The organism is Lacticaseibacillus manihotivorans DSM 13343 = JCM 12514 (assembly GCF_001435035.1).
Lineage (GTDB): Bacteria > Bacillota > Bacilli > Lactobacillales > Lactobacillaceae > Lacticaseibacillus > Lacticaseibacillus manihotivorans.
The window spans coordinates 10,415-31,184 of record NZ_AZEU01000045.1; the positions used below are offsets into that span (position 1 = coordinate 10,415).

Annotated in this window: 19 protein-coding genes; 15 read left to right on the plus strand and 4 right to left on the minus strand. The window is 49.2% G+C overall.

All coding sequences use genetic code 11. The annotated features are described in order from the left end of the window. Positions 1–225 precede the first annotated feature (225 nt). The 3 genes from FD01_RS03100 to FD01_RS03110 form a co-directional block, all read right to left on the minus strand. Positions 226–1,317 (minus strand): MucBP domain-containing protein, encoded by a 1,092-nt coding sequence (locus tag FD01_RS03100; protein WP_054714992.1) that lies wholly within the window; start codon positions 1,315–1,317, stop codon positions 226–228. A gap of 18 nt (positions 1,318–1,335) precedes the next feature. Beyond that, complete coding sequence (locus FD01_RS03105) at positions 1,336–1,632, minus strand: DUF1827 family protein (RefSeq protein WP_054714995.1); 297 nt, start codon at positions 1,630–1,632, stop codon at positions 1,336–1,338. An 896-nt stretch (positions 1,633–2,528) separates the two neighbouring features. Further along, entirely contained in the window at positions 2,529–4,721 is a 2,193-nt protein-coding gene (locus FD01_RS03110) for an ATP-dependent Clp protease ATP-binding subunit (RefSeq protein ID WP_082611665.1), read from the minus strand. 219 nt (positions 4,722–4,940) lie between these two features. Here FD01_RS03110 and FD01_RS03115 point away from each other — a divergent pair, with 219 nt between their 5' ends. The 15 genes from FD01_RS03115 to nrdG all read left to right on the plus strand — a co-directional run bounded on the left by FD01_RS03115 (position 4,941) and on the right by nrdG (position 20,016). Next, the gene (locus FD01_RS03115) at positions 4,941–5,132 is read left to right on the plus strand and encodes a hypothetical protein (RefSeq protein ID WP_054714998.1); all 192 of its coding nucleotides are present in this window, start codon (positions 4,941–4,943) and stop codon (positions 5,130–5,132) included. Between the two features lie 103 nt (positions 5,133–5,235). Beyond that, positions 5,236–5,502, plus strand: coding sequence for a phosphocarrier protein HPr (locus FD01_RS03120; protein ID WP_054715001.1), 267 nt, complete (start codon positions 5,236–5,238; stop codon positions 5,500–5,502). After that, on the plus strand, positions 5,502–7,223 hold the full coding sequence (ptsP, locus tag FD01_RS03125; RefSeq protein ID WP_056962541.1) for a phosphoenolpyruvate--protein phosphotransferase: 1,722 nt from the start codon (positions 5,502–5,504) through the stop codon (positions 7,221–7,223). The genes FD01_RS03120 and ptsP overlap by 1 nt, the downstream gene beginning before the upstream one ends. Before the next feature lie 834 nt (positions 7,224–8,057). After that, positions 8,058–8,546, plus strand: a complete 489-nt coding sequence (purE, locus tag FD01_RS03135) for a 5-(carboxyamino)imidazole ribonucleotide mutase (protein ID WP_054715030.1) — start codon at positions 8,058–8,060, stop codon at positions 8,544–8,546. After that, positions 8,539–9,651: a 5-(carboxyamino)imidazole ribonucleotide synthase gene (gene purK, locus FD01_RS03140; RefSeq protein ID WP_056962542.1), complete on the plus strand. Its 1,113-nt coding sequence runs from the start codon at positions 8,539–8,541 to the stop codon at positions 9,649–9,651. The genes purE and purK overlap by 8 nt, the downstream gene beginning before the upstream one ends. Further along, entirely contained in the window at positions 9,651–10,364 is a 714-nt protein-coding gene (purC, locus tag FD01_RS03145; protein ID WP_082611666.1) for a phosphoribosylaminoimidazolesuccinocarboxamide synthase, read from the plus strand. Before purK ends, purC begins: the two co-directional genes overlap by 1 nt. A gap of 27 nt (positions 10,365–10,391) precedes the next feature. Further along, entirely contained in the window at positions 10,392–10,637 is a 246-nt protein-coding gene (gene purS / locus FD01_RS03150; protein WP_056962543.1) for a phosphoribosylformylglycinamidine synthase subunit PurS, read from the plus strand. A 1-nt stretch (position 10,638) separates the two neighbouring features. Next, positions 10,639–11,322, plus strand: coding sequence for a phosphoribosylformylglycinamidine synthase subunit PurQ (purQ, locus tag FD01_RS03155; RefSeq protein WP_056962544.1), 684 nt, complete (start codon positions 10,639–10,641; stop codon positions 11,320–11,322). After that, entirely contained in the window at positions 11,309–13,516 is a 2,208-nt protein-coding gene (gene purL / locus FD01_RS03160) for a phosphoribosylformylglycinamidine synthase subunit PurL (RefSeq protein WP_056962545.1), read from the plus strand. Before purQ ends, purL begins: the two co-directional genes overlap by 14 nt. Beyond that, positions 13,501–14,955, plus strand: coding sequence for an amidophosphoribosyltransferase (purF, locus tag FD01_RS03165; protein WP_056962546.1), 1,455 nt, complete (start codon positions 13,501–13,503; stop codon positions 14,953–14,955). The genes purL and purF overlap by 16 nt, the downstream gene beginning before the upstream one ends. Continuing rightward, positions 14,952–15,953 (plus strand): phosphoribosylformylglycinamidine cyclo-ligase, encoded by a 1,002-nt coding sequence (gene purM / locus FD01_RS03170; protein ID WP_056962547.1) that lies wholly within the window; start codon positions 14,952–14,954, stop codon positions 15,951–15,953. The genes purF and purM overlap by 4 nt, the downstream gene beginning before the upstream one ends. A 2-nt stretch (positions 15,954–15,955) precedes the next feature. Next, positions 15,956–16,510: a phosphoribosylglycinamide formyltransferase gene (purN, locus tag FD01_RS03175; RefSeq protein WP_056962548.1), complete on the plus strand. Its 555-nt coding sequence runs from the start codon at positions 15,956–15,958 to the stop codon at positions 16,508–16,510. Positions 16,511–16,525: 15 nt separating this feature from the next. Beyond that, on the plus strand, positions 16,526–18,049 hold the full coding sequence (gene purH / locus FD01_RS03180; protein ID WP_056962549.1) for a bifunctional phosphoribosylaminoimidazolecarboxamide formyltransferase/IMP cyclohydrolase: 1,524 nt from the start codon (positions 16,526–16,528) through the stop codon (positions 18,047–18,049). A 16-nt stretch (positions 18,050–18,065) separates the two neighbouring features. After that, the gene (gene purD, locus FD01_RS03185) at positions 18,066–19,304 is read left to right on the plus strand and encodes a phosphoribosylamine--glycine ligase (protein WP_056962550.1); all 1,239 of its coding nucleotides are present in this window, start codon (positions 18,066–18,068) and stop codon (positions 19,302–19,304) included. A 109-nt stretch (positions 19,305–19,413) separates the two neighbouring features. Beyond that, complete coding sequence (gene nrdG, locus FD01_RS03190) at positions 19,414–20,016, plus strand: anaerobic ribonucleoside-triphosphate reductase activating protein (protein WP_056962561.1); 603 nt, start codon at positions 19,414–19,416, stop codon at positions 20,014–20,016. Positions 20,017–20,082: 66 nt separating this feature from the next. Here nrdG and FD01_RS03195 read toward each other — a convergent pair whose 3' ends face one another. Continuing rightward, on the minus strand, positions 20,083–20,649 hold the full coding sequence (locus tag FD01_RS03195) for a hypothetical protein (RefSeq protein ID WP_054715008.1): 567 nt from the start codon (positions 20,647–20,649) through the stop codon (positions 20,083–20,085). Between the last annotated feature and the right edge of the window lie 121 nt (positions 20,650–20,770).

Here is a 20,770-nt window from a genome sequence, read left to right on the forward strand (position 1 = left end):
ACGGCTTGGACTTAATCGCATCAACCAAATCCACGAAATTTTCCCTGATTTCGTGGATTTGTTGTGTCCTCAAAGCTCTCAGATCAATTTCGGTTGAAAATATCGCTGTTGATCACACGAAAACCGTCCGCCAAAACAATCTGTATCAAAGTCACTTTTTTTCGAGTAATTTCGACCTCGCGTCGCCTAAATTAAATAACAAAAAAAGACGCACTCGGCGTCTTCTTACTCGCGCACGCCACCCCATGCTGGATGGGAACGGCGGGCGCGTTTGGTTTTGATAAAGGTGGCTAAGACATACGTGTCATCAGCGAGACGATACCAACGGGAGTGATTATCGAGATCGGCGACTGCGGTGATGGTGACCGCTTGGCCTTCTGCAAGTCGGTTGGAACACATTTTTCCAAATGGTGCTTGCCATAAGGTCGCATCGGCGATACAGATCCCGTGAATCGTTTTGGCCACTTCATTGCTGGCAAACAACGTGTGCGGTAATTCCAGCGGGGTCGGATCTGGTAAGAACGGATTATCAGATTGGCCGATGGTATCATCGGCGGTGATCCACTGTGAACCGCCGACATTAAGCCAAACGGTGTTGGTGTTGGTATCGCGCATCAACGCATAGACCCGCCAGAAAGTATTGGCTGGGAGTTTGCCACGTAGCGGTTCGCCAGCCAGCGGCATGGGATAAGCGAGCTTTGACGTTTTCAGTTGAATGTACGCATCTTCTGGATTTTTCCCGCGTTCCAAAGGTGTCAAGTTGTAGTCAAACCGCAAACGCTGTGACGCAGCTGAAAAAGTGCCTGATTGTTTGGTATCACCGACGACATGATCGACGAATTCTGGTAGCGGCGTGGCAGTGAAGGTCTCGTTCACCACCCCGGATAACATCTCGGGAACTTGTAATAAATGGCCATTTTGATCGCGGTGATAGACCATGACCGGTGCAGCAACTCGCGGGGAATAAGTGCATAAAATAATTTGTGAAGTCTGCGGAAAGACTTGAGTGAAACCGCTGATCGCAGTCAGCACAAAACCTGGCACCACTGCCCAAGTGATCGGCAAGACTTCACCAGGATGGCCCACTAAATCAGCCGGCTTGTGTAACATACTATGATCGGCAGCATTTTGATAATACACGCGCACATGGACACGCGAATCAGCCACACCAGTTGCCGGTGGCAGCGGGGTGGCTGAAGGTTTTGGTTTGGGTTGTGGTTCCGGCTTTTGCGCGATTGGGCGTTTAAAAGTCTGCGTGGTGGCACGCGGCGTTGGCTTTGGTTGAAGCCACGCTTTAATGCGAGACAAAAGACTCATAGGCTGCTCCGATTGACTTTAAGATTCACTGGCACGTGCTTGTGAATTCAAGCTGATTTCTGCCAGCTTCGGACCGCGCACCACATCGACGTCTTTGAGGCCGACCCCGCATAGTTTCTCCAAAGTGAAGGCTAACTCAGCGTCTTGCACATTACGCGTTTCGTTGGTGAATAATAATTCATCATGAGTGGCCGCTTGGGTGTAAACCACTGTGGTGCTCCCAAGTGAGTAGACTTTCACGAATTGCGTATCGGTGTGCGCCAACTGCTGGGCAACCAAGTGGGGGTAGCTATTGGTAATATCGATCAACCGCATCTTCAAACACGTCCTTTCCAAAAACGACAAGTTCTAATACCTATCTACATTATAGGTTAAGCGCGTTCAAACTGCTAGGCACATGCGGCATTTCGTGATGATTTCCATCACAAAATCTGAGAAAAATCTTTGCTTAAATTCAAACGTCGTCCAGTGCATAAGCGTGTCTTTAATCTTTCAACTAGCGATACCAATTGCCTAGCGGCACGAAAATCTGTGGGCTCCAGCGCCTTGGCGCCACTGCGGAAAACTGGACAAGTTGCCGGTGATGCTTTTCGGCGTAGCTCTCGAACAAAGACCGTTCGAGGAGCTTTCGCCTAGATTTAGAACCAAAGAAAATCACTTTGTTTCTAAATCTGCCGGTGAAATCTGCGTAAGCCGCCACAAACCAGCGTCTTACTTGATTTCACTGCCACGGGCAATTGTTCAGTTTTCCTCCGTTCTGCCAAGCCGCTTCCGCCCACAAATTTCTAGGGTGATATCATTAGCATACAGACTGAATACGCTTATGTTGCAACATCGCTGATCATGTTGAAAGTTGTATCAATGTTGCCATCACACGTTTCGTAGCCGTCGAGCGCCGGTGGGCCAGCGAAGTGGAAGTGTTTTGAAATTGGGACGGAAGCTGGCCGTCGATGCATAGTGAGATTTCCGTTAGCGGTTTACCGCTTACGGAAAGCCGCAGGTCGAGATCCACTTTTAATATGAGCGAAGCGAATATTGAAAGTTAGCTCGGCCGAGGACCCTCATTATGTAGCGACGAGCCAGCTGGAGTCCCAATTTCAAAACACTGAATGGATCTGGAGTGCACCACTAGCGCCTGATGGCGACATGAAACACTGACACTGCCGGGCATTAAAAAAGGCCCAGACGAAATTTCATCTGGGTCTAAAAGGTTATTCAGCTTTTTCGGAAATGGCGATTTCACCATTGGCGATGCGCGCTTCGAGGTTGGTTGCCGCTGGATGGTCGAGATAGTAATCAGCAACGCGGTCTTCGATTTGCTCTTGGATGACCCGACGCAATGGCCGCGCCCCCATGGCAGGATCAAAGCCTAAGGTGACCAGCTTTTCCTTGACCGGGTCAGTGACATGGATCGTCAACCCTTGGTCATGGATGTTGGCATTCGTATCTGCAATCATCAAGCCGACGATTTGCATCAAGTCTTGCTTATCCAAGGCCTTGAATTCAACGATGTCATCAAAGCGGTTCAAGAATTCTGGCTTGAAGTAGTTGCCTAATTGGCCAAGCACTGAATGGGTGGTGCCGTGCATGCTGGCACCAAAGCCAACGTTGGCTTCAGCGTCAGTGGATCCAGCGTTAGAGGTCATGATGATGATCGTATCTTTAAAGGATACGGTACGGCCTTGAGAATCAGTCAAGCGCCCATCATCTAAGATCTGCAAGAACATATTCATGACATCTGGGTGTGCTTTTTCCACTTCGTCTAATAAAATCAGGCTGTATGGATTGCGGCGCACTTGTTCAGTCAACTGACCAGCTTCTTCATAGCCGACATAGCCAGGAGGGGAACCGATGAGCTTAGACACGGAGAATTTCTCCATGTACTCGGACATGTCAAAGCGGATCATCGCTTCTTGAGAACCGAACAGCTCTTTGGCTAATTGCTTAGCAAGCTCCGTTTTCCCAACGCCGGTAGGGCCGACGAATAAGAAACTGCCGATTGGCCGACCAGTTTTGTTGAAACCGATGCGGTTGCGGCGAATGGCGCGCGCCACTTTGTCCACGGCGTTGTCTTGGCCGATGACATGGGCTTTAAGATCAGGCGCCAAGGTTTGGAGTTGTTGCTGTTCTTGTTGCTTGAGTTCGCCGACTGGAATATGCGTCTTTTGTTCGACGATTTGTTCCATGTCTTTTTCAGTGACAGTTGGGGTATCTTCATCAGACACACCAGCTTGGTCTTTTTGCATTTTTTCAAGCTTGTTGACTTGGTCGCGATAAAAGGCGGCTTTTTCGTAGTCTTCTTGCTTTAATGCGCCTTGTTTTTGATTTTCAGCATCGGCGATCTTCTTCTTTAAGGCGTTAGGGTCAACGACTTTGATGGTCAAGTTCTTCTTGGAGCCTGATTCATCCAGCAAGTCGATGGCTTTATCGGGTAAGTAGCGATCTTGGATGTAGCGGTTAGATAAGCTGACAGCAGCTTTGATGGCTTCGTCAGTATATTTAACATGATGGAAATCTTCGTAGCGTTTTTGAATGCCTTTGAGGATCTCTTCAGTTTCTTCGACACTTGGTTCGTCGACAGTCACTGGCTGCAAGCGCCGTGCTAACGCTGCGTCTTTTTCGATTTGGCGATATTCGTTGTTGGTGGTGGCCCCAACTAATTGGAGTTCACCACGCGCAAGAGCAGGCTTGAGCACGTTGCCGGCATCCATACCGCCTTCAGCATTCCCAGCACCGACGATTTCGTGGATTTCATCAATGAACAAAATGGTGTTATCAGACTTTTTGAGTTCATCTAATAACTGTTGCATCCGTTGTTCAAATTGACCACGAATCCCAGTACCTTGGACTAAGGAAACGACATCTAATTGAATCACTTGACGATCTTGCAGCTTGGTTGGGACATCACCATTGGCGATTTTCAACGCTAAACTTTCGACGACGGCAGTTTTCCCGACGCCGGCTTCACCGATCAAAACAGGGTTGTTCTTCGTCCGCCGGTTTAAGATCTCGATGACCCGCGCGATTTCACCATCGCGGCCGATCACAGGGTCGATTTCACCGTTTTTAGCCTTTTGAGTTAAGTTGACCCCAAATTGGCCGAGGACGGAATTCCCGTTGCCACGGCGATTGTTGCCGCCACCACCATTTTGACCACTTTGAGTCGGTGGGGTTTGCGGCTGTTGTGGATTTTGATCCATGCCTTGGCTCATGGCCTTGAAAATGTCATCGAGGCCGTTGAAGCCGAAGGGATCATTTGCGTTGGTTGGTTGCATTTGGCCTCCTGCTTGTTGCTTCAACTGTTGGTAGCAATTCTGACACAAGTTGATCTCTTGTTTCGTTCCGTTAACGGAGGTGTACAAGTGGATCGTTGCGGGGTTTTGATGACAGTTCTCACAGAGCATTTCGTCACTACCTTTCTATATAAGCTCGTCGATTGAAAGTCGCATTGACCTTCATTGACCAAAGCCCAGTATACACACTTATTTTTGAAAAGCAAGCACTCTAATGCCGAGAGTGCTAAAAAATCGTTAAAGCCTTGCAATGTAAGGTTTTTGCCGCTTGTCTACAAGCGTTGATAATGCTACCATTAAGTTGTTGCCGAAAGAAGGAGGCTGAAAGATATGTCTGTAGATTACACCGCGTTGATGGATCAGCTTAGAGCTGGTGAGATCGACGAGATCAAAATCGACCCGACCACTTTTGCAGCGTTTCGGACCGCGTGGACCAATTATCCTGCGCGCAAAGAAATCGTAGGCACTGCAAGGCGTGAAGGCGTGATTTTATACCATTACCACCCACTTAACGACAAATAAGACTTGTCGTGAAAACGGAATAATGGTAAGGTTTACAGGAGATAGAATGAAGCCATTCTATTCGGCAAAAATTTTTTTCAAATGACGAAGGAGCAGATTACTCATGGAAAAACGCGAATTTAATGTTATTGCAGAAACAGGTATCCACGCCCGTCCGGCGACCCTTTTGGTACAAGCTGCCAGCAAGTTTAATGCCGACATCAACCTGGAATACAAGGGCAAGAGCGTTAACTTGAAGTCCATCATGGGCGTTATGTCCCTGGGTGTTGGCCAAGGCGCTGACGTAACCATTTCCGCTGAAGGTGCCGACGAAGCAGACGCAATTGCTGCTATCGAAGATACCATGAAGAAGGAAGGCCTCTCTGACTAATGACAAAGCAACTCAAAGGGATCGCCGCAAGTGACGGCATCGCAACTGCGAAAGCCTACATGTTGGTGCAACCCGATTTGTCATTCAATCAGAGTTCCATTAAAGATGCAGACGCTGAAGTTCAGCGCCTGCATTCTGCTTTAAAGCAAAGCACAGAAGAACTCCAATTGATCCGTGACAAAGCGGCAGAATCCTTGGGTGAAGAAGAAGCCCAAGTATTCGATGCGCACATGATGATCCTCGCAGACCCAGAATTTACTGGCGCGATCGAAAGCAAAGTTAAAGACGATAAGATCAATGCCGAACAAGCTTTAAAAGACGTGTCCGACACTTTCATCTCGATGTTTGAAGCCATGACCGACAACCCTTACATGCAAGAACGTGCAGCGGATATCCGCGACGTGTCCACGCGTGTGTTGGCTCACTTGTTAGGTCGGGCTTTGCCAAACCCAGCCTTGATCGACTCTGAAGTGATCGTGGTCGCTCATGACTTGACCCCAAGTGATACTGCGCAATTGAACAAAAAGTACGTCAAAGCCTTCGTCACTGATATTGGCGGCCGCACGGCGCACTCTGCGATCATGGCGCGTTCTTTGGAAATCCCAGCGGTTGTTGGGACTAAGAGCATCACCGAAGACGTTAAAGACGGTCAAATGTTGACTGTAGACGGCTTAACTGGTGATGTCACCATCGACCCAACTGACGACCAAGTCAAAGCTTCTCAAAAAGAAGCCGCTGACTATGCCGCTCAAAAGGCTGAATGGGCAACGTTGAAGACTGCTAAGTCCATCACTGCTGATGGCAAGCACTTCACCATTGCTGCTAACATCGGGACACCAAAAGACCTTGATGGCGTTTTGGCTAACGGTGCTGAAGCCGTTGGGTTGTACCGTTCTGAATTCTTGTACATGGATTCCGCAGAACTGCCTACTGAAGACGATCAATTCGAAGCTTACAAACAAGTCCTCGAAACGATGAGTCCAAAGCAAGTAGTTGTCCGCACCATGGACATCGGCGGTGACAAGCACTTACCATACTTGCCACTTCCAGAAGAACAAAACCCATTCTTAGGCTACCGTGCGATCCGCATTTCCTTGGATCGTGATGACATCTTCCGGACCCAATTGCGCGCCTTGTTGCGGGCAAGTGCATACGGCAAGTTAGGCATCATGTTCCCAATGATTGCCACGATTGCTGAATTTGAAGCAGCCAAGAAGATTTTTGAAGAAGAAAAAGCGAAGTTAGTGGCCGACGGTGTTAAGATCGGCGACGATATCGAACTTGGCATGATGATGGAAATTCCAGCTGCCGCTGTGTTAGCTGATCAATTTGCTAAGCATGTTGACTTCTTCTCCATCGGGACTAACGATTTGATCGGCTACACGATGGCCGCAGACCGTGGTAACGAACGCGTTTCCTACTTGTATCAACCTTACAACCCATCCATCTTGCGCTTAGTTAAGCACATCATCGATGCTGCGCATAAGGAAGGCAAGTGGGCTGGTATGTGTGGGGAAGCTGCTGGCGACCCTGTCATGGTACCGATCTTACTTGGCATGGGCTTGGACGAATACTCCATGTCCGCAAGTTCTGTCTTGAAAGTTCGCAGCCTCATGAAGAAGCTGTCCACTGAAGACATGAAGAAGCTTGCTGACAAAGCCGTCAACGAATCCGAATCCAACGACGATAACATCAAGCTCGTCGAAGAATTCACCAAGTAATCTGAAAGAAGCTCGACCCAATATGGTCGGGCTTTTTTTGTGCCCAGAGCCTTTCGAAGCGCACTTAGCCTCAAAGATAGCCTAGCGTCAGGATTCGAGCTGGTCTTTGGCTCAAATTCTGATGCGTAGATATCTGCAGAGGCGTTGCTTCGAAAGGCTCGACGTCGCTTGCGGGGCGAAAATTGATGGGTTCCGGTGGTTTGGGCACACTCCGGTGAACTGGACAAGTTTCCGTGCGGCCGGTTTCAGAGATCAGCAAAAACCGCTGATGCTCTTACACCTAAAAATTGAACCGGAGAAATCCGCTCCGTTTCAATTTTTGCCGGAGAAATCTGCGCAAGCCGTCAAAGTTCGACGGCTCACTTGATTTCACTGCCACAGGAAATTGTCCAGTTCACTTCCGTGTGCCCAAACCGCCTCTACCCACCAATTTTCTGAGGCAGTCAGACACCTGTGAGGATCATTTTATCTGGAAAACATTTGGTGATACCGTTGAAGATATTTCTATGAATGGTGCCGTGAATATTTTCAAAGTTTATGTGCAACTGACATTTGAGAATTTTTTTGCGGAGAAATATTCGCAGCTGTAAAACGGAGACTAAATTCATATTAACTTATGGCGATCGACATGCAGTCGGTCGTTTTTTTGCGTGGTATAAAACCCGAATAATTTATAAACTGTGGCGGGTATGCTGACAGCAAAAGTTCAAATAGCTGACCGAACGTTCGTAAACACGAACATTATAATTATTTCGTTGGTATTTCGTCCGCAATTAGCTTGTTTTTCCAGATTTTGCGTGCTAGACTACAAATAACTTATGAAAGCAGGTGACGATTTTGAAAGTCGCGATCGTGATGGGATCTAGTTCTGATTGGCCGACGATGAAGTTGACCGCAAAGCAACTCGATGATTTGGCAATTCCTTACGAAAAGCACGTGATTTCGGCGCATCGGATGCCAGATGCCTTGGCCAACTTTGGGAAAACCGCCCAAGCCAATCGCATTTCAGTGATCATTGCCGGTGCCGGTGGTGCAGCTCATCTACCTGGGATGCTAGCGGCAAATACCACTGTTCCGGTGATTGGGGTACCAGTTAAAACCCGAACATTAAATGGCGTTGATTCCTTACTTTCAATTGTGCAAATGCCCGGTGGTGTGCCTGTTGCGACGATGGCGATCGGTGATGCTGGTGCGACGAACGCTGCTTTGTTTGCCGCATCGATCCTTGGGGTCAGTGATCCTGAGATCACCAAGCGCCTCAGTGAATTCCGCCAAGCCCAAACCAAGAAGGCTGAAGAAAGCGAGGCAATGCTTGATGACTAAGCCGTTATTACCGCCTGCGACCATCGGGATCGTTGGCGGCGGGCAACTCGGGCGAATGCTTGCACAATCCGCTAAGCAAATGGGCTATACCGTCGGCGTGTTAGATCCCACACCGCAAGCTCCAGCTGGTCAAGTCGCTGACTTTCAGATCCAAGCCGAATACGAAGATGTTGATGCATTGATGCAACTGGCCAAGCGTTCTGACGTGCTCACTTACGAATTTGAAAATGTCGATCTCGAGGCGTTAACGCAAGCCAAACAATACGCGGCGCTTCCTCAAGGAACTGAATTGTTGCGGATCACCCGCCAACGCATCACGGAAAAAACGTTCTTAAGAGATCACGGTATTCCCACGGCAAACTTTGCTGCAGTACCCGATGCCCAAAGCTTGAACCAAGCAATTGCAAAAGTGGGATATCCCGCCATTTTGAAAACGACAACAGGCGGCTATGATGGCCACGGTCAACAAGATCTCAACTCGCCAGCCGACCTGCCAGCAGGTGAAGCCTTAGCCAGCAAGGCGCCATGCATTCTCGAACAACGCAAAACTTTCAGCCGAGAATTATCTGTGATGGTCACCCAAGATGGCAATGACCAAGTGCGGATTTTCCCAGTGGTTGAAAATCGTCACGCCAATCACATTTTGCACACGACCATCGCACCAGCACCAAACCTGAGTGCTGAATTGCAAACTCAAATCGATCAACTGGCGACCACCATTGCCAAAGCACTGAATTTACGCGGGGTGCTTGGCATCGAGTTGTTTGAAACAGCTGAAGGCATCGTGGTCAACGAATTGGCCCCGCGGCCGCACAACTCTGGTCATTACAGCATCGAAGCCTGCAACTTTTCGCAGTTTGACGCGCATATCTTGAGCATTTGCAATTTACCGATCGCACCGATCAAATTGCAAACCCCAGCGGTGATGCGCAACTTGCTTGGTGATGATTTGACCAAAGCCCGCGCGGCCTGGTCCAAGCATCCTGAGTGGCATTTTCATGATTATGGTAAAGCGGAGATCCGCCCCGCGCGCAAAATGGGGCACATCACCGTGTGTGAAGGATCAGATCTGTTAAAGGCAGTCCAATTGGAGGGCGACAAGTAGTGGAAAAGACAACTGTTTTATATACCGGTAAAGCCAAGCAAATGTGGGCCACAGATGACCCAGACATCTTATGGGTCGAATACATGGACCAAGCCACTGCGTTAAACGGCAAAAAGAAAGTCCAAATCGACGGCAAAGGGACGTTGAACCGTCAGATCTCCAGCTTGTTGTTTGAAGAACTCAATGCCCAAGGCTTTCCCACCCATTACTTGAAAACCTTAGATGACACCACCATGTTGGTAAAAAAATGTACCATGATCCCATTAGAAGCAGTCGTTCGCAACTTCGCTTCTGGTAGTTTCGAACGTAAATTCAAAGTCGAACACCTCAAGCCACTGGTGCCAGCGGTTCACGAATTTTTCTACAAGTCTGATGCTTTAGATGATCCTTTCATCAACAACGAACAAGCTATCGCGTTGGGTTTTGCTGATAAAGAAACCATCGATGAGATCCATGCGATGTCTGATCGGGTCAATGCGTATCTCAAGGAACGCTTTGCCAACATCGGCATCGATTTGGTCGATTTCAAACTTGAATTTGGACGTTTGAGCGATGGAACTTTCGTGTTAGCTGACGAATTATCACCTGATAATATGCGTCTGGTTGATGAAGCAACTGGCAACTCGCTGGATAAAGACGTCTTTCGCAAAGACCAAGGCCCGTTGACGCCAGTGTATGCCAGCGTCTTGAAGCGCCTCAAGGAAAGCAAATAAACCCCTCAATTGGAAAGGAGCCCCACCATGTTTAAAGCCAAGATCTATGTCAACTACAAACCTTCTGTCCTCGATCCTAAAGCCGAAGTGATCAAAAACACTTTGAGTCGCTTAGGCCAAACCAATGTCAAAGACGTCACCGTCGGCAAGTATTTTGAAGTCTTACTTGAAGGCAATCGCGATGCCGTTGACCAACAAGTTGATGCCTTATGCGATCAGATGTTGGCCAACGTCAACATGGAAGCTTATCGCTACTCGCTTGAGGAGGTTTAACATGAAGGCTGCGGTTTTAACATTCCCAGGCTCTAATTGTGACGATGACTTGCTTTGGGCAGTCAAAGACATCGCTGGGGCTGATGCCGAATTGGTTTCTGCCAAAAGCGAATCGCTGGATGGCTTTGATCTGGTGTTAGTGCCAGGCGGCTTCTCTTATGGCGATTACTTGCGCAGTGGGGCCATCGCCAAGTTTGCACCGATCATGACTGCGTTGAAGCAGTTTGCGGACAATGGTGGTTATGTGTTAGGCATTTGCAATGGTTTTCAGATTTTGACGGAAGCCGGGCTTTTACCAGGGGCGCTGCAGTGGAACACCAGCTTGGAATTCATTTGCGAACCTGAACCTTTGAAGGTCGTCAACAACCAAACTGCTTTTTCCAACCAATATCCTGAAGATCAGGCTATTACGTTGCCGATTGCGCATGGTGAAGGTAACTATTACGCCGACGCTGACACGTTGGCCGAAATCGAAGCGAATCATCAAGTGGTTTTCCGCTATGCGAAGAATCCCAATGGTTCGCTGAATGATATCGCCGGGCTGACCAACAAAGCTGGCAATGTGCTTGGCATGATGCCGCACCCAGAGCGCGCGGTGGAAGCCTTGCTCGGCGGCACTGATGGCTTAGGTGTGTTTGAATCATTGATCAACGCGACGAAAGGAGCGGCCCATGCTGCAAACTGAACTCACCCCAGAACAGATCCGGGATCAAAAACCTTATTTGCAACTCGGTTTAACGGAAGCAGAATACAATTTATTCGCGGAACGTTTGGGTCGCCTGCCTAACTACACCGAAATGGGCTTGCAATCCGGCATGTGGAGCGAACACTGTTCCTATAAATATTCCAAGCCGATTTTAAAAACCTTCTGGACGAAAAATGATCGTGTCTTAATGGGCCCTGGTGAAGGCGCCGGCGTGATTCGCATCGGTGAAGGCAAAGCGGTGGTCTTCAAAGCCGAATCCCACAACCATCCGAGCGCCGTTGAACCATATGAAGGCGCAGCGACTGGGATCGGTGGGATTATCCGCGATATTTTCTCCATTGGCGCCAAACCGGTGGCTAGCCTTGATGCGTTAGCTTTCGGGGATGAATTTGATGCCCATAACAAGAACTTGATCGATCAAGTTGTCGCCGGGATCGGTGGTTATGGGAATGCGATCGGGATTCCAACGGTTGCTGGTGAAGTTCAATTTGACCCAGGCTATCAAAAAAATCCGTTAGTCAACGCGATGACGGTTGGCGTGATGGATGAAAAAGATATTCAAAAAGGCAAAGCTGCCGGCGTTGGCAATGCCATCATCTACGTCGGTGCTAAAACTGGCCGGGATGGCATCAACGGCGCATCCTTTGCTTCCGCAGAATTCTCTGATGCTGAAGATGCTGATCGCTCAGCGGTGCAAGTTGGCGATCCATTCATGGAAAAACTCCTGACGGATGCTTGCTTGGAAGTTACCCATGATCATAAAGATGCCTTAGTCGGGATTCAAGATATGGGCGCTGCCGGTTTAGTGTCTAGCTCGGCAGAAATGGCCTCAAAAGCTGGCTACGGCATGACCATGGATCTGGATTTGATCCCACAACGCGAACCGGGCATGACGCCTTTTGAAATCATGTTGAGTGAATCACAAGAACGGATGCTGTTGTGTATCCGCGCGGGCCATGAACAAGAAATTCTCGATTTGTTTAAAGGCTATGATCTCGACGCTGTGGTTTGTGGCCGGGTTGAAAATGGGCATCAGTACCGTTTGTTGCATCATGGTGAAGTCGTTTGTGACATCCCAGTCAGCTTATTGACTGACGATGTGCCGACTTACACCACGGTGCCTGAAAAGCCTGAACGCTTAAAAAATCCTGCGCCTGATTTTGAACCGGTGATCGAAGACTTAGAAGGCACTTATAAACAACTGCTGGCGATGCCAAACATCGCGTCAAAGCGGTCTTTGTATCGCCGTTATGATGCGCAAGTGCAAACCAACACCGTGATCGCACCAGGCGGCGATGCTGGGGTGATCCGGGTGCGTGGCACGCATAAAGCATTGGCAATGACGGCTGATTCTAATGGGCGTTTGTTAGCCCTTGATCCAGAAATCGGTGGCGCCATCACCGTTGCTGAAGCCGCGCGGAACTTGGTTGCCACCGGGGCAGAACCTTTGGGCATCACGGATTGCTTGAACTATGGCGATCCTTCCAAACCTGAAGTGTATTACGAATTACAAGAATCTGCTAAAGGAATTGTTGCAGCGACCAAGAAGTTCAATACGCCGGTGATTTCCGGGAACGTCAGCTTGTATAACGAAACTGATCACCATGGGATTCACCCAACGCCAATGATCGGGATGGTGGGCTTGATCGAAGACCTCACTGCCATCACGACGGTTGATTTCAAACAAGCCGGCGACATTGTGTATCTGGTGGGGCAAACCGGGGATGACTACAATGGCTCGAGTTTACAATATTTGCAAACTGGTGCTTATGCTGGTCGCTTGACTGGCTTTGATCTCGAAGCTGAAAAGCAAACCCAAGATCTTGTCTTGACTTTGATCCGCAAGCACTTGGTTAACGCCGCTCATGATTTATCAGATGGGGGCTTAGCCGCAGCGATTGTTGAAATGGGCGCCAAACGTGATCTTGGCTTGATCGCCGACACCACGTTGACCACCACGCAATTGTTCAGCGAAACGCAAGGCCGCTTCTTATTGACAGTTAAGCCTGAAGACCAAGCGGTTTTTGAAGCCATCGCGCAAGATCAAGCCGTCCAACTCGGGGTCGTTTCCACTGGTGATTTTGATTTGAAATTAGCAGATGGCGAGCTTCACACTCAAATGTCGCAATTGACCACCATCTACTCGGAGGCCTTAGCATGTGCGCTGAAGTAAAATCTTTAAATGAAGAATGTGGGGTGTTTGGTGTTTGGGGGGATCCTCATGCCAACGTCTTGACCCACTTAGGCTTACACACCTTGCAACATCGTGGCCAAGAAGGGGCCGGGATCGTCGGCTTGACCGATCACGGCTTGCATCGACACTATGGTTTTGGCCTTGTGTCTGAAGTCTTTGCCGATCCTGAATCCGTGCGCGCCTTAGCAGGGACTGCCGCGTTAGGCCATGTGCGTTATGCCACAGCTGGTGGGCGCATTTTGGAAAATATTCAACCCTTATTGTTCCGCTTCTCGCATGAATCCATTGCCTTGGCGCATAACGGGAATTTGACCAATGCGTTGAGTTTGCGCGATCACTTGGAACAAAGCGGGGCGATTTTCCAATCCACTTCCGATACCGAAGTGTTGATGCACTTGATCCGCCGCTCCAAAGCTGACAGTTTCAAAGGCCAAATGATCGAAGCCTTGAATCAAGTTCACGGTGGGTTTGCCTTTGAAATCTTGACGGAACACGCATTGTACGCGGCAGTTGATCCGAATGGGTTCCGACCATTAGTCGTCGGCAAATTGCCCAGTGGTGGGTTTGTGATTTGTTCAGAAACTGCTGCGTTGAACGCGGTTGGTGCAGAATTTGTCCAGGATGTGCAACCTGGACAGTTGATCGTGATCGACGATGCTGGTTTGCATGCGGAACAATATACCACTGACACGCAACTGGCCGTGTGCTCGATGGAATACATTTACTTCGCACGCCCTGATTCTGAAATTCACGGGGTTTCGGTCCATGAAGCCCGCGTGAAAATGGGTGAACGCTTGGCCAAAGAACAACCTGCTGATGCCGATATTGTGGTCGGCGTGCCGAATTCCAGTTTATCTGCGGCGTTAGGTTATGCTCGAGCTTCTGGCATTCCTTATGAAATGGGCTTGATCAAATCGCAATACATCGCCCGGACCTTCATTCAGCCCACCCAAGCTTTGCGGGAACGCAGCGTGCGCATGAAATTATCGCCAGTCAAAGCGGTGGTGGCTGGCAAGCGCATCGTGTTAGTGGATGATTCCATTGTGCGCGGCACTACTGCGATTCAACTGGTGCAATTGCTTAAAGACGCAGGCGCCAAAGAAGTGCACTTGCGCATTGCCAGCCCGCCACTGCGCTTCCCATGTTTTTATGGGATCGATATTCAAACCACGCGGGAATTGATGGCAGCTAATCACAGTATTTGTGAAATGCGCGACTTGCTTGGCGCGGACTCCTTAGCCTTTTTATCCGTTGATGGCCTTGAAAAGTCGGTGGGCTTACAAACCGATGCGCCAAATGGAGGCTTGTGTGTCGCTTACTTCACTGGCGTTTACCCAACCAAGCTCGATGATTATGAAAAAACTTTGCATCAAGAGTTGTCCAAGCTTCAAATCAATATTGCGGAGGTTTCAGCATGAGTTTTGATTATAAAAGCGCTGGTGTCGATGTCGATGCTGGCAACGAATTGGTGCATCGCATCGCCCCAGTGGCCAAAGCGACCCAAAATCAAAATGTGTTAGGCGACCTCGGCGGCTTTGCGGCGGCGTATCGCTTACCAGAAATCACCCAGCCGACTTTGGTGTCTGCCACTGATGGGGTTGGCACAAAATTATTGCTGGCGTTGCAGTGTGATCAACATGACACTATCGGTATCGATTTGGTGGCCATGGTCGCCAATGACTTGATAGCAGATGGCGCCAAGCCGTTATTTTTCCTCGATTACTTGGCTTGTGATCAACTGGATGTCGATCAAGTCGAAACGATCGTTAAAGGCATCGCCTATGGTTGTGAAATGGCGGGCATGTCCTTGATCGGTGGGGAAACGGCGGAAATGCCTGGCATGTATCCCCAACATCATTACGACTTGGCTGGCTTTGCGGTTGGCTTAGCGTCTCAAGACAAGCTACTCCCTCAAGGCGTGAAAGCCGGGGACAAGTTGATCGGGTTGCCAAGCTCTGGCGTGCATTCTAACGGCTTCTCTTTAGTGCGACGTTTGTTAGCGGAAACCAATCTGGCATCCATGCCATTAGCTGATGGCACTGAAATCACCACAGCACTGCTGGCGCCAACGCGCATTTATGTCAAAACCGTCTTGCCTCTGATTCAAGCCGGGTTGATCCATGGTGCGGCGCACATCACTGGTGGGGGCTTTGAAGATAATGTCCCGCGGATGTTGCCGAAACACTTAGCGGCGGCTTTTGATGTTGACAGTTGGCAATGGCCAGAATTGTTCAGTCGTTTGCAAGAAGCCGGGGACTTGAGTTTGGCCACGATGCGGCGGACGTTTAACTGTGGCATCGGGATGGTGTTAGCCGTCGATCCTCAAGACGTTGACACCGTGCTGGCGCAAAATCCTCACAGTAAAGTGATTGGGGATGTGATCGAGCGGACGCAAGACGCTGTGGTTTGGAGATAAAGATGAAACAAATTGTGGTGTTTGCCTCAGGTAGTGGGACGAATTTTCAAGCGTTACATGATTTTTTCAAGGACTCAACAACCGTCAAAATCGCCTTATTGGTTTGTGACCATCAAGACGCTTATGTGTTGCAGCGCGCGGCTTTAGCCAAGGTGCCGACGTTAGTGGTCAATTTCCGGGATTATGCCAATAAAGCTGAAGCTGAACAGTCAATACTGGACAAGTTGCCAACATGTGATTTAATTGTCTTAGCAGGGTATATGCGCATCATCGGCAACACCTTGCTGGCCGCTTTCCCCAATCGCATCGTCAACTTGCATCCCGCGTTGTTGCCAAGTTTTCCTGGCCGCACTGGGATTCAAGATGCGTATGATTATGGTGTGAAAGTAACTGGCGTGACGGTGCATTATGTCGATGCTGGAATCGATTCTGGGCAGATCATCGCCCAAGAACCGGTGCGCATCAAATCCGGCGAATCAGTTGAAGAACTTGAAGCGCGGATCCATGCTGTGGAGCATGAACTACTGCCCCAAACAGTTGCCGCCTTACTCAAATAAAAAGGAGCGAATAGCGTGAAACGTGCATTGTTAAGTGTGTCAGATAAAAGTGGTTTGGTTGAATTTGCCCAAGGGTTAGTCGACCGTGGTTTTGAATTGGTATCCACGGGTGGGACGCATAAAGTCCTCGAAGCTGCTGGCTTGGCTGTGACCCCAGTGGATGCCGTGACTGGTTTTCCAGAAATGTTAGATGGTCGCGTGAAAACTTTGCATCCTAAGATCCATGCTGGGATCTTAGCTCGGCGCGATTTGCCAGCGCACATGGATGCGTTGAAAGAACACGATATCACCCCAGTTGACGTGGTGTGTGTGAACTTGTATCCATTTGCTGAAACCATTAAAAAATCTGGTGTGACCCGCGCTGAAGCCATCGAACAAATCGATATCGGTGGGCCTTCTGCCTTGCGCGCAGCGGCAAAAAACAGTGATTCGGTTTGGGCAGTGGTCGATCCTGCGGACTATGATGCCGTATTAGCTGGGATCGATGCGGATGATGCTGATTTACGTCAACAACTGGCCGCAAAGATTTTTGCCACGACTGCCGCTTATGACGCCCAAATCGCGGCATACTTGAACCCAGAACCATTCCCAGAAAGCTTCACGCCAACGTATACCAAGCGTCAAGCTTTGCGCTACGGCGAAAACTCCCATCAACAAGCCGCCTTTTATGCAGCGCCTGATGCCCCAGCTTCAAGCCTCGCCAACGCCAAGCAGTTGCATGGTAAGGAATTGTCTTACAACAACTTCAAAGATGCTGATGCGGCGCTCACCATGGTCAACGAATTCAAAAAGCCAACCGTGGTTGCCGTCAAGCATATGAATCCTTGTGGGATCGGTCAAGCGGACACCATCGAAGGCGCTTGGGACAAAGCGTATGCCGCCGATTCCATGTCCATTTTTGGTGGGATCATCGCGTTGAATCGTAATGTCGACCTCGCCACTGCCGAAAAAATGCACGCCTTGTTCTTGGAAATCATCATGGCCCCAAGCTATGATGATGATGCCTATGAAGTTTTAGCCAAAAAGAAGAACTTGCGCATCCTCATTGTGCCATTGGCTGAAGCCACTGAAGTGCCACACATCGAATCGGTTTCCTTAGTCGGCGGCTTGTTGCGTCAAACTAGCGATGATGCGGTTGAAACTGCTGATGATTTGACCGTGGTGACTGACGTCAAGCCAACAGAAGCGCAAATCGAATCCTTACTGTTTGCCCAACAAGTGGTCAAGCATGTGAAGTCTAACGCCATCGTCATTGCCAAAGATGGGCAAACTTTAGGCATCGGCGCTGGGCAAATGAACCGGATCGGCTCAGTGGAAATCGCCTTGAAACAAGCGCAAGAAAATCCTGAATTTGCTGGCGCCGTGATGGCTTCTGATGCGTTCTTCCCAATGGACGACTGTGTGGACTATGCGGCTAAGCACGGCATTCATGCGATCATTCAACCAGGTGGTTCGATCAAAGACAAAGATTCCATTGCCATGGCCAACAAGTATGGCATTGCCATGGTCACCACTGGCGTGCGGCATTTCCGTCATTAAACAATAGGGGGCAAGTATGGTCAAGGTGTTAGTGATCGGCAACGGTGCGCGAGAAAGTGCGCTGGGCCAAGCATTTTTGAAATCTGAAGCAGTCGATGAAGTCTTTGTGGCGCCTGGTAATGCTGGGATGACCTTGTTAGGCTTGACGGTTTTGCCATTAGGTGAAGATGATTTTTCCAATTTGATTCAATTTGCCAAAACGCATGTTGCGCTGACGTTCATCGGCCCTGAAGCCCCGTTAGCCGCGGGTATCGTGGATGCGTTTCAAAAAGCAGACTTGCCAGTCTTTGGCCCGACGCAAAAATTGGCCCAACTGGAATCCAGCAAACAATTTGCCAAAGCCTTCATGCAACGGCATCATTTACCAACGGCTAAAGCTGAAGTGGTACACAGCCAAGCTGAAGCGCTGCAGGTTTTAGCTGATTACGGTGCTCCAATCGTCATTAAAGCAGATGGTTTAGCGGCTGGCAAAGGCGTCACCGTGGCTAAGACTGAAGAAGCTGCCACTAGCGCGATCACTAATTTGTACACCGACCATCCCAATGCCCCAGTCGTCATCGAAGAATGCTTGACGGGTCAAGAAGCCTCAGTATTAGCCTTGTTCAACGGGATGTCACAAGTGGCCTTTCCGCTGGCCCAGGATCACAAACGCCGCTTTGATGCGGATCTTGGTCCTAACACTGGCGGGATGGGGGCAATCAGCCCAGCACCGCAGTTCTCTGAGGCCGAACAACAACAAGCGCAAGCCTTGATCGATCAAACCTTAGCGGGGATGGTCGTCGACGGGCTTTATGGCAATGGCGTGTTGTACATCGGCTTGATGTTCACCCCTGATGGTCCCAAGATTTTGGAATACAATCTGCGCTTCGGCGATCCTGAAACCCAAGTCTTGTTACCACAAGTTGAAAATGATTTTTACCAGTTGGTCACAGATCTACTCGCCGGCCAAGCGGATGCTTTGCAACTTGATGGCCAAACCTATTGTGGCGTTGTCGCAGCCAATCCGGGTTACCCAACTGATGCCAGTCAACACTTGCCTTTGATCGTGCCTGATGCGATTCAACGGGATTATTGGTATCCCGCCGGTGTGCGTCAAGGGACTAACGGGTTGGAATCGACCGGGGGGCGGATCTTTACCGTGGTCGGTCAAGGCGCAGATTTACAAAGCGCTCAAACTCAAGCGTATGCGCGCTTGAAGCCACTAGCAGGCGACCTCGCCAGTCGTTCGGACATCGGTTTCCACGCCTTGGGCTAAATCAAAAACCAGCTACCATATCTTGTGGTAGCTGGTTTTTCTTTCCCATATCTGGCCCATTTATGGTATGATAGGCGCATACGTGAATGGAGTGAAGGTCGTGTCAAAAATGCATTTGGATGGTCAAAGTTTACAAAAAGCGGCTGAATTGCCGAATAACCCTTATCCCAAAGAATGGTTAGCCGATGATTTGTCTCTCGGGTATGTGGCGGATTACAAACCATTTAACTTCGTGGATGGTGAAGGCGTGCGGTGTAGTTTGTATGTGTCTGGGTGTAAATTCAATTGCCCAGGCTGTTACAACAAAGTCGCACAAAACTTCCATTATGGTCATCCTTATACGCAAGCGTTAGAAGACCAAATCATCAAAGACTTGAGCCAGCCTTATGTCCAAGGGCTGACGCTACTGGGTGGGGAACCTTTTTTAAACACCCAAGTGTGCTTGAAATTGGTCAAACGGATCCGCCAAGAGTTCGGCCATGACAAAGATGTGTGGTCTTGGACGGGTTACAAATGGGATGAACTGATGGCAGATTCTGACGACAAGTTGGAATTACTCAGCTTGATCGATATCTTAGTCGACGGCCGATTCTTAGAAGCGCAAAAAGATTTGACTTTGCAATTCCGCGGCTCTGCTAACCAGCGGATCATCGATGTGCCAGCTAGTTTAGCTGCTGGGGAAGTTAAGATCTGGGCGGGCTTGGTCAAGTAAATTGATAGGCAAAATGAAAGACACTGGACTGATGAGTAACTCAGTCTAGTGTCTTTTTGAATCAATTTAAGGTTTTGGTAAGTCGAGTTTTTCCCAGCCAGTGCCAGCTGCAAGCTTTGCAAATCCAATGGCATTGATTTGATCATTGAACGCATAATTATCAGGTGCTTTGATTTGACCAATGCCCAATGGATCAGTGACCGGGATGTTGCCAGCATGATTGAGCACATATTGTCCAGTCAAGCCGCCAGAGATCCACAAACTGCAAGTGAGGGTTTCCGTGGTGACAACGATCAAGGTGTCGTAGATCAACCCGGGATGCACGCCTGCACCAATTTTGGTGTCATTATAATCGTAAGGCGCAATCACCACTTCCAGCGCAGTGGGGTGCAAGAGCAGATCTTTTGCCCGCGCTTGCTGCAGAGTTAGCACGCCATCATCTAGGTGAGCGGTGATGCCAGCCATGGCAACACTTGTCAATTTGCCTAAACCAGTATTATCTGGCAAGCGCTTTTCCCCAATGGTCAAGGCGTACAGTTGAATGGCGCGATGATCGAGAAATTGAAGGTCTGCGGGCTCAGGCAATGCCATGACAGTCGCGTGTTGCGGATTATCCATTTTGTGATTAAACATTTCAGTGCCTCCTAGGGTCATCATTCGATCTTTACAACGAAAAGTATACGCTTTCGCAAAGAATGTGACGCATAGTCGGGCTAAACGTTAGAAAATGCACGCTGAACGTCAAATGTCATCA

Coding starts and splice junctions, on each gene's coding strand:
- purF (WP_056962546.1), top strand. CDS start 13,501: ATGTGCGCTGAAGTAAAATCTTTAAATGAAGAATGTGGGGTGTTTGGT.
- purS (WP_056962543.1), top strand. CDS start 10,392: ATGTTTAAAGCCAAGATCTATGTCAACTACAAACCTTCTGTCCTCGAT.
- nrdG (WP_056962561.1), top strand. CDS start 19,414: ATGCATTTGGATGGTCAAAGTTTACAAAAAGCGGCTGAATTGCCGAAT.
- purQ (WP_056962544.1), top strand. CDS start 10,639: ATGAAGGCTGCGGTTTTAACATTCCCAGGCTCTAATTGTGACGATGAC.
- purK (WP_056962542.1), top strand. CDS start 8,539: ATGACTAAGCCGTTATTACCGCCTGCGACCATCGGGATCGTTGGCGGC.
- ptsP (WP_056962541.1), top strand. CDS start 5,502: ATGACAAAGCAACTCAAAGGGATCGCCGCAAGTGACGGCATCGCAACT.
- FD01_RS03100 (WP_054714992.1), bottom strand. CDS start 1,317: ATGAGTCTTTTGTCTCGCATTAAAGCGTGGCTTCAACCAAAGCCAACG.
- purL (WP_056962545.1), top strand. CDS start 11,309: ATGCTGCAAACTGAACTCACCCCAGAACAGATCCGGGATCAAAAACCT.
- purD (WP_056962550.1), top strand. CDS start 18,066: ATGGTCAAGGTGTTAGTGATCGGCAACGGTGCGCGAGAAAGTGCGCTG.
- FD01_RS03105 (WP_054714995.1), bottom strand. CDS start 1,632: ATGCGGTTGATCGATATTACCAATAGCTACCCCCACTTGGTTGCCCAG.
- FD01_RS03110 (WP_082611665.1), bottom strand. CDS start 4,721: ATGCTCTGTGAGAACTGTCATCAAAACCCCGCAACGATCCACTTGTAC.
- FD01_RS03120 (WP_054715001.1), top strand. CDS start 5,236: ATGGAAAAACGCGAATTTAATGTTATTGCAGAAACAGGTATCCACGCC.
- purN (WP_056962548.1), top strand. CDS start 15,956: ATGAAACAAATTGTGGTGTTTGCCTCAGGTAGTGGGACGAATTTTCAA.
- FD01_RS03115 (WP_054714998.1), top strand. CDS start 4,941: ATGTCTGTAGATTACACCGCGTTGATGGATCAGCTTAGAGCTGGTGAG.
- FD01_RS03195 (WP_054715008.1), bottom strand. CDS start 20,649: ATGTTTAATCACAAAATGGATAATCCGCAACACGCGACTGTCATGGCA.
- purM (WP_056962547.1), top strand. CDS start 14,952: ATGAGTTTTGATTATAAAAGCGCTGGTGTCGATGTCGATGCTGGCAAC.